We start from the raw sequence: 15,407 nt of genomic DNA on the forward strand, positions 1-15,407 counted from the left end.
TGTCAGCAGCCGATCTACCGGGGGCTGCAAGCATGGATGTTTTTGAAGTACACGAGCACCTCATTGACGACTACCGCGAGTTCACCTCCGGCTTCAGCGAGATCTACGACCCTCGAATCCGTCAGCACGTCGACGCGCGGCTGCGCGATGGTGACCAGTGGCCTGATCCCTACCTGTCACTGAACCCGAACTTCGCCTCGGGCGGCACAGTGGCGGAACTGGTTGCGCAAGGGCGCCTGCACCCGGATTGCGATCGGATCTTCCGAGTCGGCAAAGACGCTCCCGGAGCGACCGGGTATCCACTCAGTCTTCACGAGCACCAGCGTCAGGCCATCGAGATTGCCCGCAGCGGAGCCAGTTACGTGCTCACCACCGGAACTGGCTCCGGTAAGAGCCTGAGTTACATTGTACCCATCGTGGACAGCGTGCTTCGTCAACGCGCAGCCGGAACCTACCGGCCCGGGGTGAAGGCGATCATCGTTTACCCCATGAACGCGCTCGCCAACAGCCAACGGAACGAGCTGGAGAAATTTCTCCGCAACGGCATGGATCCGGAGGAGCAATTAGTCACTTTCCGGCGCTACACCGGACAGGACCCAGAGTCAGACCGAGCAGAAATCCTTGCACGTCCACCAGACATCATCCTCACCAACTATGTCATGCTCGAGCTGGTTCTGACCCGCCCCGAGGAGCGGGAAAGACTCATCACCGCGGCCGCCGACTTGCGCTTCCTGGTGTTGGACGAGCTGCACACATACCGGGGCCGTTCCGGCGCAGATGTAGGCATGCTGGTACGGCGACTCCAGGATGCGTGCTCGGCGACCAAGCTCCAATGCGTCGGGACGTCGGCCACCATGACCACAGAAGGCACCGAAGAGGACCGAAAGGCCACTGTGGCTTCCGTCGCCGGCGACCTCTTCGGCATTCCGGTAGCGGCACCGAATGTCATCGGCGAGACGCTCGACCGCGCCACCATTGGCAATCCGGACGACATTGCCGAACTCCGGACGAGCACACAGCGCGCCACCAGCACTTATGACGACTACACGAGCTTCGTGAGCGATCCTCTGGCAGCTTGGGTGGAAAGACGATTCGGCATCGTCGAAGCCCACGGCAGACTGATCCGTCCACCGAAACCGTCCACTGTTCACGACGCAGCAGCCGCACTCGCAGCCGAAACCGGACTACCCGACGAAACCTGCGCGGCCGCAGTCGCACGGACACTGCAACACGGCGCGCGTATCGTCGACCCTCGTACCCAACGTCCGGTGTTTGCCTTCAGACTGCATCAGTTCCTGTCCAAAGGCGACAACGTCTATCTCAGCCTGCAGCCACCCTCAAAACGGTATGTGACCAGCCGATACCAAGCAACGGTGCCACAGCCCGACCGAGCCGATGCCATCCTCTTGCCCGCCGCATTCTGTCGAGAGTGCGGCCAGGAATACCTCGTCGTGCAGCGGATCGACGACGGTGGCTATGACCGCTTTGTGTCCCGGGCCGACGGCGAAGCCCACGGCGGCGTACCCGGATACCTGTTCACCAGCGAGGACATCCCGTGGCCGGCCGATTTCCACGTTGCGATCAGTGAGCAGCGACTGCCGGAGTCGTGGTTGGTCACAGACGATAGCGGCAATGTTTCCCTCGCACCGCGTCGCCGCGACCGGCTCCCCGAACAGCTGCACCTTGACGTAACAGGCCGGGTAACCGACCGCGCGATCGGTGTCGAATTCGCGTTCATCGAGGGCGCCTTTGCCTTCTGCCTACGCTGTCGGGTCTCCTACGAGCAGTTGCGCAGCAGCGATTTCGGCAAACTGGCTTCCCTCTCCGCAGAGGGACGTAGTTCGGCCACGTCGGTGGTAAGCGCAAGCATCGTCCGAAGCCTCCGAACACAGTCCGACCTTCCGAAGGCTGCGCGCAAGCTGCTCGCCTTCGCGGACAATCGGCAGGACGCCAGCCTGCAAGCCGGTCACTTCAACGACTTCATCCAGGTCAGTCAGCTGCGCGGGGCGTTGTTCCACGCAGTATCCGAGGCCCCGGACGGTTTGACTCACGAAGTCATCGAGCAAAAGGTGACCGATGCGCTCGGACTGTCGATTCCAGACTTCGCGCAGAACAAGACCGCCCGGTTCAGCGTCGAGCGGCGAGCCTGGGAAGCCCTGCGCCGAGTCGTGGGCTACCGGATATACCAGGACTTGGAACGAGGCTGGCGAATTACCATGCCGAACCTCGAGCAGACTGGTCTCCTTCGCATCGATTACACGGATCTACCGGACATCGCGGCCGACCAGTCATTGTGGGAGAACCGTCACCACACCTTGCGTGACGACGACGCCGAGCATCGCCGGGAATTGATGCGCATCCTCTTGGACGAGTTGCGGAGGGTGCTGGCGGTCGATGTCGACTGCTTCGACCCCATCGGTTTCGAGCAGCTCCGCAAACTCAGCAGCCAGCACCTCGACGAACCATGGGCACTGCCTGAACGTGAGAGCGAACCGCGGACGGGTAAGGCGTTCGCCCGCCCCGGTGGCAAGGGAACCCGCCGCGACCACCTTTACCTCAGTGGATACGGGGCGTACGGCCGCTACCTCCTCCGATCAACCACCTTTCCGGCCCTGCCCGGGAAACTTGGGCGCGAAGACGCCCAAAAGATCATCACCGATCTGCTCCATGTCCTCGAGGAGTGCGGCCTCCTGGCCGTCAGCCGCACCAACGAGGCGGACGGCGCTCCGGGATACCAGCTCAAAGCCTCCGCGATCATTTGGCGAGCCGGCGATGGCAAGGCCGGCGCCGACGACCCGGTACGCAAAGAGGTCGCCTCTGCGCTAGGGCCACGGGTCAACCCGTTCTTCCGCCGCCTCTATTCGAGTGTGGCGGAGACTCTTGCGGGTATGCACGCTCGAGAGCACACTGCGCAGGTATCCAATGAGAATCGGATCGAGCGCGAAGACGAGTTTCGCCGGGGCGATCTGCCGGTACTGTTTTGCTCCCCCACGATGGAGCTCGGCATCGACATCGCGAGTTTGAACGCCGTGGGATTGCGCAACGTGCCGCCGACGCCGGCCAACTACGCACAGCGCGCAGGTCGGGCCGGCCGTTCCGGCCAACCGGCGCTGGTCGTCACGTACTGCGCCACCGGCAACGCCCACGACCAGTACTACTTCCGCAAGCGTGACCAGATGGTCGGCGGTTCCGTGGCACCTCCTCGCCTGGACCTCACCAACGAGGACCTGCTGCGCTCCCATGTACACGCGATCTGGCTGGCCGAGACGGGAGTTCGCCTGGACCGGTCGCTGGCGAAGGTGATCGACACGAGCTCGCCACAGTTGCCGATCGCAACGTCTGTGCGCCAAGAGATCAGCTCCGTAGCTGCGAGGGAGCAAGCCATCCAGCACGCCGGCTTGGTCCTCGCCGGGCTCGCCGGTCAATTGGAGCGCACATCCTGGTGGCATCCCGATTGGATTGAGCGGGCTGTCACAGACGCCGAGTTGGAATTCGATCGTGCGCTGGAACGCTGGCGTGAGCTGTTCCGGTCCGCCGTGCGCGAGCAAGAGAAGCAGAACAAGGTCATTCTCGATCACTCGAGCAGCCCGAAGTCCAGGGAAGAAGCGACGCGTCGGCGCCGTGAGGCTGAGAACCAGCTACGACTGCTGCGGCTGGATGACAGCGACGAGTACCAGACGGATTTCTACTCCTATCGTTACTTGGCGGCCGAAGGTTTCCTGCCAGGTTACTCCTTCCCTCGTTTGCCGCTCCGAGCCTATGTGCCGGGACGGCGCGGGATCGGCGGGGACGCCGAGTTTATCCAGCGGCCGCGGTTTATCGCGATCAGCGAATTCGGCCCGAGTGCGCTCGTTTACCACGAGGGAGTGCGCTACCAGGTCAACCAGGTGCAATTGACGCCGGGGGAGGACGGGGGGCCAGGTTTGGACACGACAGCGGCCCGGCGCTGTTCCGCCTGCGGCTATCAGCACGACACCGAGGTCGGGTCGGACGTGTGCGACTCATGCGGGCATCAGCTGGGCGCGACGATGTACCGGCTGCTGCGGTTGCAGACGGTACGGGCGAACCGGAGAGACCGGATCTCCTCCGATGAGGAAGAACGGCGTCGCACCGGGTACGAGCTGATCACCTCTTACCGGTTCAACGATCACGGTGCCCGCCCTGGACGGCTTGATGCGGTCGCGAGTACGGATGGTAACCCGGTGCTGACTCTGCAGTACGGCGACACGGCGACGGTGCGCGTCACCAATCTCGGCCTGCGGCGACGGCGCGACCCGCACAGCAATATCGGGTACTGGATCGACGTGCAGACCGGCCGCTGGTTGTCGGAACAGCAAGCGTTGGCGAACGACGGTCAAGGCGATGACGATCTGGAGGCGGCGGACGACGTGCCGAAGAAGCAGAAGGTCGTGCCGTACGTGGAGGATAGCCGCAACATTTTGATCACCAGAGTCGCAGGCCACGAGGTCAGCGAAGCGGCAGCGCGTTCGTTCATGTACGCCCTGGAGCGTGGGATTGAGGCTGAATTCCAGCTCGAGGACAGCGAACTGGCAAGTGAGCTGCTACCGGATCACGAAAACCGAGGCAGGGTGCTATTCGTCGAGAGCGCGGAGGGAGGCGCCGGCGTGTTGCGGCGCCTGGTCGAGGAGCGGTCCGCGCTGCAACGTGCGGCCCGTCGCGCCCTGGAGATCTGTCACTTCGATCCCGAGACCGGTGCCGACACCGGTGGTGACATGGATGGCACAGGCGAACGGTGCGCCCGCGCGTGCTACGACTGTCTGCTTTCGTACAGCAACCAGGGCAGCCACCTTCTGATCGACCGCCACCTCACGAAGGAACTCCTGCTTTCCTGTGTCCACTCCACCACCGATAGGTCCGCCACCCGAGATCCGATCGACGCATGGGAAACGGCACAGGACAAGGCCTTCGGGCACCCGGCGCGGCTGGACTTCGTGTCGTGGCTGCGGGACATGGAGTACCGCTACCCCGACGACGTCGGCGTCAAGCTCCCGGACTTCGACGTGGCTGCTGACCTGGTTTATCGACCCTCCACCGGGCCCGTCGCCGTGTTCGTCGACGAGTCCGACGACTCCGCAGCCATCAGACGTGACGACTTCGCTGAGGAAGCGCTGCGAGATGCTGGCTGGTTCGTAATACGAGTGCCGTTCGGAGCGACATACTCGGAGATCGTTAAGCGATACCCCAGTGTGTTCGGGACAAGCCGAAGGAGGAACGGGTGAGCGACTTCGCCGCCGGGTCGTTGGTGCGGGCGCGGGGACGGGACTGGGTGGTGCTCCCTGACTCCGCGGACGACCTGCTGGTGGTTCGACCTCTCGGAGGTCGAGATGACGAGGTCGCCGGCATCCTGACCGCGATCGAGCAGGTCAGCCATGCTACTTTCGCCGCCCCCGATCCGGCGGACGCGGGCAACGCGGTGAGCGCGGGGCTACTCCGTACCGCTCTGCAGGTCGGGTTCAGGTCGACCGCGGGCCCGTTCCGGTCAATGGCGGGCCTCGCTGTCGAACCACGGCCGTATCAGCTGGTGCCGTTGCTCATGGCGCTGCGCCAGGATACCGTCCGCATGCTCATCGCCGACGATGTCGGGATCGGCAAGACGGTCGAGGCCGGCCTGATCGCCGCGGAACTGCTGGCACAAGGCAGTGCGCTGGGTCTCACCGTTCTGTGCGCGCCCGCGCTGGCCGAACAATGGCAGGCCGAGCTGGCGAGCAAGTTCCGGATCGACGCGGAGTTGGTACTGCCCGGCACGGTGAAACGGCTCGAGCGCAACCGACTGGACGACGAATCGATCTTCGAGCTCTATCCGCACACGATCGTGTCCACCGACTTCATCAAGTCGCCCCGGCACCGCGACGACTTCGTCCGCGCTTGCCCTGACCTGGTGATCGTCGACGAAGCGCACACATGCGTTGCCGACGGGTCATCGTCAGGAGAGCGCACCCTGCGCTACGACCTCGTCCGCCGCTTGGCCGAGAATCGTAGCCGACACCTGCTTCTGGTCACCGCCACTCCGCACAGCGGTAAGGACGAGGGCTTCCGCAACCTGATCGCCTTGCTCGACCCCGAGCTGCGTGGCCTTGACCTTGGTTCGGCGAAAGGTCGCGAGCGACTGGCCCGGCACATGGTGCAACGCCGGCGTGCACACATCCGGAAGTTCGTCGAGGACACCCCGTTCCCTGAGGACAGGAAGGTCCAGGAGCGGAAGTACTACCTCACCAACGACTACGCCAAGCTGTTCGGTGCCGTGCTGTCCTACGCAAGGGAGACGGTACGGGACCAGACTGGCGGTCCGCTCCGCCAGCGGGTTCGCTACTGGTCGGCGCTCGCGCTGTTGCGTGCGCTCGCTTCGTCGCCCAAGGCAGCTGCCGCAACCCTGCGCACCAGGGCACAAGCGGCAGGTGCCACGTCGACCGAGGAAGCAGACCGTATCGGCCGGGCCACCGTGCTCGACCTGGCCGAGGACGAGGCTGCTGAATCGGTCGACATCACGCCTGGTGCTGACGATGTCGCTGAGGGCGGCAACACCGAGCGACGCAGGTTGCTGGAGTTCGCTCGCCGCGCCGAGCAGCTCGAGGGCCCCGGCGACGCCAAGCTGGCATGCCTGGACGAGACCGTGCAGTCCTTGCTCGGCGACGGTTACGACCCGGTGATCTTCTGCCGCTTCATCGACACCGCCGAGTACGTTGCCGAGCATCTGCGCGGTTCGCTCGACCGCGCGGCGACCGTCGCAGCAGTCACCGGCGCACTGAGTCCTTCGGTGCGAGAAAGCACGATCGGAGAGTTGACCAGCCAGCCCGGGCGGCATGTGCTGGTCGCGACGGACTGTCTGTCGGAGGGCGTCAACCTGCAGGAATACTTCCAGGCAGTGGTGCACTACGACCTCGCGTGGAACCCGACTCGCCATGAGCAGCGCGAGGGCCGTGTCGATCGGTTCGGCCAGCCGCGCAAGGAGGTCCGAGCGGTCACTGTGATCGGGGCCGACAACCAGATCGACGAGATCGTGATGCGAGTCCTGCTGCGCAAGCACAACGAGATCCGCAAACAGCTCGGCATCAGTGTGCCCGTGCCGGACTCCGCGAATGCCGTCGTCGAGGCAGTGCTCGAAGAGCTGTTCGTGACTGCTCCGGTCGCTGAACAGCCGATGCTCGAGGGCTTCGAAGACGCATTGGCGGCGCATCGCAAGTCGCTGCATGAGGAGTGGGACAGCTATGCGGACAAGGAAAATGCAGCTCTGACCAAGTTCGCGCAGACCGGTATCAAGCCGGACGAGGTCGCTGCCGAACTCGCCGAGGTCCGCGCCAGCCTTGGTGCGAACACCGAGATCACCGGTTTCGTCCGGGAGTCTCTGGACGCGCTCGGCTCGTCCATCACCTTGAAACCCGACGGCTTCGACGCGGTGACCACGACCCTGCCGTGGGGGCTCCAGGATGCGCTGCCGCCGGGTCACGCTGAACCCCTGCCGTTCCGCTCTGAGCTGCCGGTGCGGCCGAAGCATGCCCACCTCGATCGCACCGATCTCTCGGTCGCCGCGATCGCCCGCTATGTCCTCGACAGCGCTCTTGACCCGCGAACACCAGGCCCTCGCCCGGCCCGTCGCTGTGGCGCCATGCGCACCGACGCGGTAACCCGGCGCACGACGCAGCTACTGCTGCGATTCCGGATGCACGTGCGGTTGCCGGGTCGGGATGGCGTTCGCACGATGGTCGCTGAAGAGGCGCGGACAGTGGCTTTCCGGGGCAGGCCGGATGAGCCGGAATGGCTGTCCACAGCAGAAGTGGAGGCGCTGCTCGCGACCCAGCCGAGCGGCAACCTGGCGTTGGAGCAAGCTCAGGACGACTTGCAACGAGCGGTAGGCCAACTGGACAAGTTGAGGGATGCGTTGGACGAACAGGCCGCCGAGGTCGCCGATCGACTGCGTGAATCGCACACTCGGGTACGCACAGCGTCGCGCCAGGCGGGTGTCAGCAAGATCGAAGTGCAGGCTCACACCCCGGTCGATGTGCTCGGTGTGTACGTCTACCTGCCCGTGCCGGCAGGTGTGCGATGAGCCGCGTCCCTTTTCCCTCACTTCGAGTCGCCGGCGGGCTGCTGCCGGCTGACCTGTTCGCGCGGACGATGGACGACGCGAGTCTCGCCGGGAGAAGCCCGGCCGACTACGGCTTGGGAGCCCGGCGAACGGTTCGCGAGGCGGCCTCGCGCGCGTTCGAGGACTTGACCAAGGAATGGCGCGCGCTGTCCCGCGACAAGAATCGCGGTACACGAGACTGGTTGCGGGCAGTTTTCGGCAACGACGGCCTCGGATACGGCCCGTTGGAGGAGCTGCGGGGTGGCCTGACCGTCGGCGACAAGCAGTTCAAGGTCAGCCACCGCTGGCAGCACGTCCCCGTGCACTGGCTGCCATGGGGCACCGACCTCGACCACCGCACCAAGGGCGTCGCCGGTGCCGCAGACGCCGCCCCGCAGTCGATGCTGCAGGAGCTCCTGAACCGCACCGACGACCACTTGTACGCGATGGTCTCCAACGGCCAGCGGTTGCGGTTGCTGCGCGACTCCCGATCGCTGGCCGGCTCGGCCTACGTCGAGTTCGATCTCGAGCTGATCTTCGACGAGGGCATGTTCCCGGATTTCCTCCTGCTGTATCGCCTCCTGCACGCAACGCGGTTCGCCGTTCGCGCCGGTGAGTCGCCCTCGTCGTGCTGGCTGGAGACGTGGCGGACCACGGCCATCCAGCAAGGCGAACGGGCGTTGGAACGACTTCGCGGTGGGGTGGAGCAGGCGATCAACACGCTCGGCACCGGGTTCGCCCGGCACCCCGCGAATGGCGCGCTGAACCGTCGCCTGGCCAGCGGTGAACTACTCGCCGAAGATTACAAGCGCTCTGTGTTGCGGCTGGTGTACCGGCTGCTGTTCTGGTTTGTCGCCGAAGACCGCAACGTGCTGCTGGATCCAGCCGCACCGCAGGAGGTCCGGAAACGCTACGACACCTACTTCTCGGCACGACGGCTGCGCGACCGTGCCCGCAGGGGCAGCACCGACCAACACGAGGACTTGTGGGAGTCCGTGCATCTGGTGTTCGTCGGGCTCGGGCTTGAGCAGGGCCGCCCGGAGCTGGGCGTGCCGGGCATCGGCGGCATCTTCGCTCGGATCACCCGCGACGGAGACACCGCGATCGAGCCGAGCCGACCGGATGAGCTCGACGAGCCCTTGGAGGGCATGCGGCTGACCAACGAGGCGCTGATCACGGCCGTGCGCCACCTGGCGATTGTCGACAGCGCAGGTCAGCGCAGGCAGGTGGACTTTCTGAACCTGGACTCCGAGGAGCTGGGCAGCGTCTACGAGTCTCTGCTGGAGCTGCACCCGGCGTACGACCCCGACGAGCAGGTCTTCGGGCTGACCGCGGCAGCCGGGAACGAGCGCAAGACGACAGGCTCCTACTACACCCCTTCGTCGCTGACCGAAGCGCTGCTGGATAGCGCGCTCGACCCGGTTCTCGACGATGCAGTGCAGGGAATCGACGCCGCCGACGCCCAAGTCGAGGCTCTGCTGAACGTCACCGTGTGCGACCCAGCGTGTGGTTCTGGCCACTTCCTCGTGGCCGCCGCTCGCCGGATCGCGCGACGGGTGGCTCAGCTGCGCAGCGGCGAGAACGAGCCGTCGCCGAAGTTGGTGCGCCACGCGATGCGCGAGGTGGTGAGCCGCTGCGTCTACGGTGTCGACATCAACGAGACTGCCGCCGAGCTGGCCAAGGTGTCGCTCTGGCTGGAAGCAGTCGAACCGGGTTTCCCGCTGCCGTTCCTGGACGCCAACATCCGTGTCGGCAACTCCCTTCTGGGCACTACTCCGGCGCTGATCGACAAGGGCATTCCCAAGGAAGCGTTCAAGGCGCTGATCGGCGATGATAAGGACGCAGTCCGGGCGATCGTCAAGCGCAACGCCGAACAAGCCGAAGGCATCTTTGATCTCTTCGCCTCCGACGGCCCGCTCATCGTGAACACGGAAATCGCCGAGCACACCAGGGAACTGGTGCGCACCGATGCGCGCAGCCTCACGGATGTCTACGTCCAGCGCGCCCGGCTGCGCGACATCGATGGTGAGCGGTTGAGCGCCAAGCGGGTCGCCGACGCCTGGTGCTCCGCATTCGTGCAGCCAAAGACCAAGGAGACTGCACTGCAGGCTGTCGTGCAGTCGACCTTGGACTGGATCAAGGGCGACCCGGACACCCTGGAGCGCGCCCACACCGCCAGCATGGTCGAGAAGTTGGCGAGAGACTATCGTTTCTTCCACTGGCACGTGGAATTTCCGCACATCTTCGCCGTGCTTGAGACCGGGTCCAATGTGAATGGGTCGACGGGCTGGCAGGGCGGCTTTTCATGCGTGCTCGGAAACCCGCCCTGGGAGCGAATCAAACTGCAGGAGCAGGAGTTCTTCGCCTCCCGCCGACCGGAAATCGCGACCGCCAAGAACGCGGCAGCCCGCAAGAAGATGATTGCCGCTTTGGCCACCAGCGACGAGGTGTATAATCAGAGATTGCACGAAGAGTTCGCGGCGGAGCTGCGCTTGTCTGACGGCTGGAGTCATCTGCTGCGCGAAAGTGGCCGGTATCCACTGACAGGCCGCGGCGACATCAACACCTATGCCGTGTTCGCCGAAACCGGCCGCACCATCCTAGCTCCACGCGCTCGCGTCGGCATGGTACTACCTACCGGTATCGCCACGGACGCTACCACACAGTACTTCTTCAAGGACCTCATCAAAACTCGCACCCTCGCCTCCATCTATGATTTTGAGAACGAAGAGAAAATATTTCAAACAGTCACAAACAAGTTCCGTTTCTGCTTGTGGACTGGCTCGGGTCAGAGCACGCCGCTCAGCGAGATCAACCTCGCATTCCGGGTTCGACAGGCGAGCCAAATCCTCGACCGTCGATTCGTTTTCACTCAGGAAGACATTGACCTACTCAATCCAAACACGGGTACGTGCCCGGTTTTTGACTACAGGCGCAATGCCGAGATCACGCTGGCAATGTATCGGCACATCAACTCGGTTCTCTGGCGAGAAGAACCCGAGGACAACCCCTGGCGGCTCTCGTTCCAGGCGATGTTTCATATGGCGAACGACGCGAACCTGTTCCACGATCGTGAGACCTTAGAGCACGAAGGCTGGAAGCTCGCCGGAAACCTGTTCGAACGCGACGGCCAGCGAATGCTTCCGCTCCACGAAGCGAAGATGGTCCACCACTTCGACCACCGATTCAGTACCTACGAGGGCGCTTCTCAAGCGCAGCTCAACAAGGGCACTCTTCCTCGAACGACCGCAGAGCAGAAGGACGACCCGAATTTTGCCGTCCTGGCTCGCTACTGGGTTGCCGAATCGGAGGTCGACGCCCGGCTCGCACGTAAGGACTGGAACAAAGACTGGCTACTCGGTTGGCGCGATATAACGACTACAGCAAACGAGCGCACTCTCATCTGCTCCGCAATTCCGAGAGCTGCAATCGCGCATACAAATCCTATTGTTATATCGAAAGAACCTCGTGTCACGCCTCTTTACGCAAACCTGTGCTCGTTTTCGCTCGACTACATCACGAGACAGAAGATGGGCGGAACACATCTTACTTATGGCTACCTAAACCAACTTGCAGTCCTTCCACCTCGAACCTACGACGAAGTGTGCGATTGGGCCAGTTCGCAGGCCACAGGCGGGTGGATAACCGATCGTGTCATCGAGCTCGCCTACACGACCTACGACATGACCGGGTTCGCTCGCGACCACGGCGACGAAGGCCCCCCGTTCCGCTGGGACGAAGAGCGCCGCTTCTGGCTGCGCGCCGAACTCGACGCGGCCTACTTCCACCTCTACGGCGTCCCGCACGACGACGTGGACTACATCATGGACACGTTCCGCGCGTTCAGAAACAACGATCCCGAGCGGTTCGCCCGGACCAAGCAGGCAATCCTCGACATCTACGACGACATGGCCAAGGCGATCGAAACCCGCGAACCGTACCAGACCAGGCTCGACCCACCACCCGGCCAGGGGCCACGCCATCCGGAGCGCACTGACTCAGGGACGGTAGACCATGGCTGATCACGCTGTTCGCGCTGCTCCGCTGCTTCGGACCTGCATGGAAGTGATGCGCGATCTGGGCGCACCCACCCCTGGCCGAGAAGTCCTTGCCCAGGTCGCCGAGCGCGTGGAGTTCACGGACTACGAGCTCGAGCCCATCGACAAGAACGGTCAGACGCGGTGGGAGAACCACCTGCGATGGCACACCGGTGACGCCGCGACCATCGGTTGGCTCACCAAAGTGGGCGGCTGGTCGCTGACCGAGGCCGGTGGCCTGGCGCTGGACACCTTCCCCGGTGACGCGTTGCACGCCGAGTTGCGCCGTCGCCTTGCTGAGACGCTTCGGCAGCGCAAGCAGGCTCTGCAACGACTCAGCGGCGAGGAGCAGACCATTTCCCGAGCGCTGAGCCTGGTCGGCCCAGGGTTCTGGACCGCGCCGGACGATCTCGGAGAGCTGACCGGCGCCGATCCGGCCACGGTCGCGCACTTCCTAGCACAGGTAGGTCATGCCAACGCCTACCGAGTGCTCAACGGGGACGGTTCGGAGCTGCCGCAAGGCATGCTAAACGTGAACTTCCGAGGCGCAGACATCCTGCAGCGGTTGGCGAACGAAGGCGTCGACGTCGGCGCCGACCGCCTGGCCTCTCAACAGCAACGGATGACCGCCGCCGACCTGCGAGAACGACTGGCCGAGGTCGAACCCTTGGACTCGATCTCGACGAAGCGGGCCTGGCTGGTGCGAGGCTCCTCGGTAGAGGGTCGGGATCTTGTGCCGGTGTGGCTTCACAAGCGTTCGATGTCACTGGCTGCATCCGGGCTCCGTGCCGTCAGCATGCCGGTATCGCGAGCGGACCTCAAATCCTTCGTGGACGAGGACTACCAGCACAAGCCCTACTCCGCGCGCGAGGCGAAGGTCACCGAGTTCGACGCCTTCTGCAACCGGATGCGAGTCGGCGACCTGGTGCTCACCACCAGTGGTGGCAAGACCTACCTGGGCCGGGTGGCCGGCGACGCCGAGTACACGAACTCAAGCGATCAGCGCTCCAACCTGCGGCGCTCCGTCGAGTGGCTCAACGACACCCGCCCGGTGCCGTTCGCGAAGCTGCCAGACCCGCTGCCCGCCAAGCTGCACAACCAATCCGACGTCGTCGATCTCACCGAAAACCTCGCTACGGTCGAAAAACTGTTGCATGAGCTCGACATTGAAGTCGAAAAACCAGCACCGGCGCCCCACAAGCCTTTGGAGTTCAGGCCCGTCAGCGCTGAGCTGGCCGACGAGCTGATGATCGACCAGGCCTGGCTTCAGCGCCAGGCCGACCTGCTGTGGCACCGCCGTCAGTTGATCCTTTACGGCCCGCCGGGCACCGGAAAGACGTTCCTCGCTCGGAAGATCGCGCAGCACCTCGCCGAGCCGAGTGCGATCAAGCTCGTGCAGTTCCACCCCTCCTACACCTACGAGGACTTCTTCGAAGGCTTCCGGCCGGTGCAGCGCGATGACGGCCAGCTGGCCTTCGAGCTGCGGCCCGGCCCGTTCCGGGCGCTGGTGGACGACGCTCGCCAGCACCCGGCCGACCCGTACATCCTCATCATCGATGAGATCAACCGGGCGAATCTCGCGAAAGTCTTCGGCGAGCTGTACTTCCTGCTCGAGTACCGGGACGACTCGATCAGTCTCCTGTACTCCACCGAAGCCGACTTCACGCTGCCGAAAAACGTGTTCGTGATCGGCACCATGAACACCACCGACCGCTCTATCGCCCTCGTTGACGCGGCGATGCGCCGGCGATTTGCGTTCGTCGAGCTTCATCCTTCACAACCACCCACCTCAGGTTTACTGCGCGAATGGTTGCGACGGCGAGTAGATGCCGGCGAGGTTACGCATCACGCTGACGCGGCAGACTTGCTCGACGCGCTCAACCGCGCGATCGACGACCGTGACCTGGCGATCGGCCCGTCGTACCTGATGCACTCCGACATCTACCGCCGACCGGATGCGCTGGCCGAAGTGTGGGAGACCTCGATCCTGCCGTTGCTCGAGGAGCACCATTACGGCAGCCCACGCGCAGTCCTGGACCCTTACCGACTCGCTTCCCTTCGCAAGAACACCAACACGCCGCCTGCTGAGCTCTGATGCCGACCGTCACACTGGACGAGCTGGGGAGCTCCACGTACCTGCTCACCGCCGAACAGGGCCAGCGCCTGGCTCGGTCCGGAGTTGTGTTGGCTGTCCCCTCGGCGCTGGTACCCGGCCGCTGGAATATCTCGGCACGTGGCAAGGTGGGCGTCGCTCGGATCGGCGAGATTGACCTGTGGATTCGTCCCAAGCTGGACATCGCGCGGCTGCTGTTCCTCGTCGGCTACGCGATCGATCCGACAGGCTGGCGGGATGATGAGGTCGGCTTGACGACGGGGGACGGGCTGGTACCCGCGGTCGCCAACGCCCTGTGGCGGCAAACCGAGCGCGCCCTCCGCCAGGGGTTGCTCCAGGGCTATCGCGAGATCGAGGAGACCTCCTACGTCCTGCGTGGCCGACTCCGTGAGGCAGACCAGCTTCGTCGGCACTACGGGCAGGTGATCCCGATGGAATTGCGCCACGACGACTTCACTGTTGACATCGCGGAGAACCAGATCCTGCTCGCCGCGATCACCCGGATGCTCCGGGTTCCCCGCGTGAACGGGCAGTCCCGCCAGCGGCTTACCGCACTGCGCTCGCGACTCGCCGACGTGACGTCGCTCGTCCGCGGAGCGCAGTTGCCGGCCTGGCGGCCCAGCAGGCTCAACGCTCGTTACCACACCGCTCTGCGGCTGGCCGAGATCGTCTGGCAGGCCACGTCGCCGGAACACGCGCCGGGCGCCGCGCACGCGACCGGATTCCTGTTCGACCTTGCCAAGGTATTCGAGGACTTCCTGACGGTCGCGCTCGCCGAATCGCTGCTCGCCCACGCGCACGGCAGAGCCCATCTTCAGTACTCGTGTTTCCTCGACGAAGGAGCCACCGTCGGCATGAAACCCGATCTGGTGTGGCGGGTCGGCGGAGCAGCCGCGGCGGTGGTGGACGCCAAGTACAAGCAAGAGAAGCCAGGAGGCTACCCGAACGCGGACATTTACCAGATGCTGGCCTACTGCACCGCACTCGGGCTTCGTCGCGGCTACCTTGTCTACGCTCAAGGAAACGGCGAGCCCGCGCGGCACGTGGTGCGTCATGCCGGCGTGGAGATCGTCTCACACGCCCTCGATTTGACCCTCCAGCCGGACGACCTCCTGGGCCGGATCGACCGGCTGGCAGTCGAGATCGCCGGAAACTGAGCCGGAGCAGAAACGGA

5 protein-coding genes are annotated in these 15,407 nt (G+C 64.3%); all 5 read left to right on the plus strand.

What is annotated here, in order from left to right; all coding sequences use genetic code 11:
• Positions 1-32 precede the first annotated feature (32 nt).
• The 5 genes from OO60_RS22015 to OO60_RS22035 are packed head-to-tail and all read left to right on the plus strand — an operon-like array spanning position 33 to position 15,390.
• Positions 33-5,240, plus strand: a complete 5,208-nt coding sequence (locus tag OO60_RS22015) for a DEAD/DEAH box helicase (protein WP_003081022.1) — start codon at positions 33-35, stop codon at positions 5,238-5,240.
• Positions 5,237-8,065, plus strand: a complete 2,829-nt coding sequence (locus OO60_RS22020; RefSeq protein WP_003081019.1) for a helicase-related protein — start codon at positions 5,237-5,239, stop codon at positions 8,063-8,065. Before OO60_RS22015 ends, OO60_RS22020 begins: the two co-directional genes overlap by 4 nt.
• Positions 8,062-12,105 (plus strand): Eco57I restriction-modification methylase domain-containing protein, encoded by a 4,044-nt coding sequence (locus OO60_RS22025; RefSeq protein ID WP_003081016.1) that lies wholly within the window; start codon positions 8,062-8,064, stop codon positions 12,103-12,105. Before OO60_RS22020 ends, OO60_RS22025 begins: the two co-directional genes overlap by 4 nt.
• Positions 12,098-14,215: an AAA family ATPase gene (locus OO60_RS22030; protein ID WP_081655830.1), complete on the plus strand. Its 2,118-nt coding sequence runs from the start codon at positions 12,098-12,100 to the stop codon at positions 14,213-14,215. The genes OO60_RS22025 and OO60_RS22030 overlap by 8 nt, the downstream gene beginning before the upstream one ends.
• Positions 14,215-15,390 (plus strand): McrC family protein, encoded by a 1,176-nt coding sequence (locus tag OO60_RS22035; RefSeq protein ID WP_003081010.1) that lies wholly within the window; start codon positions 14,215-14,217, stop codon positions 15,388-15,390. The genes OO60_RS22030 and OO60_RS22035 overlap by 1 nt, the downstream gene beginning before the upstream one ends.
• The last annotated feature ends 17 nt before the right edge of the window (positions 15,391-15,407 follow it).

This window comes from Amycolatopsis vancoresmycina, assembly GCF_000716785.1.
In the GTDB taxonomy this organism is placed as follows: Bacteria; Actinomycetota; Actinomycetes; order Mycobacteriales; family Pseudonocardiaceae; genus Amycolatopsis; species Amycolatopsis vancoresmycina.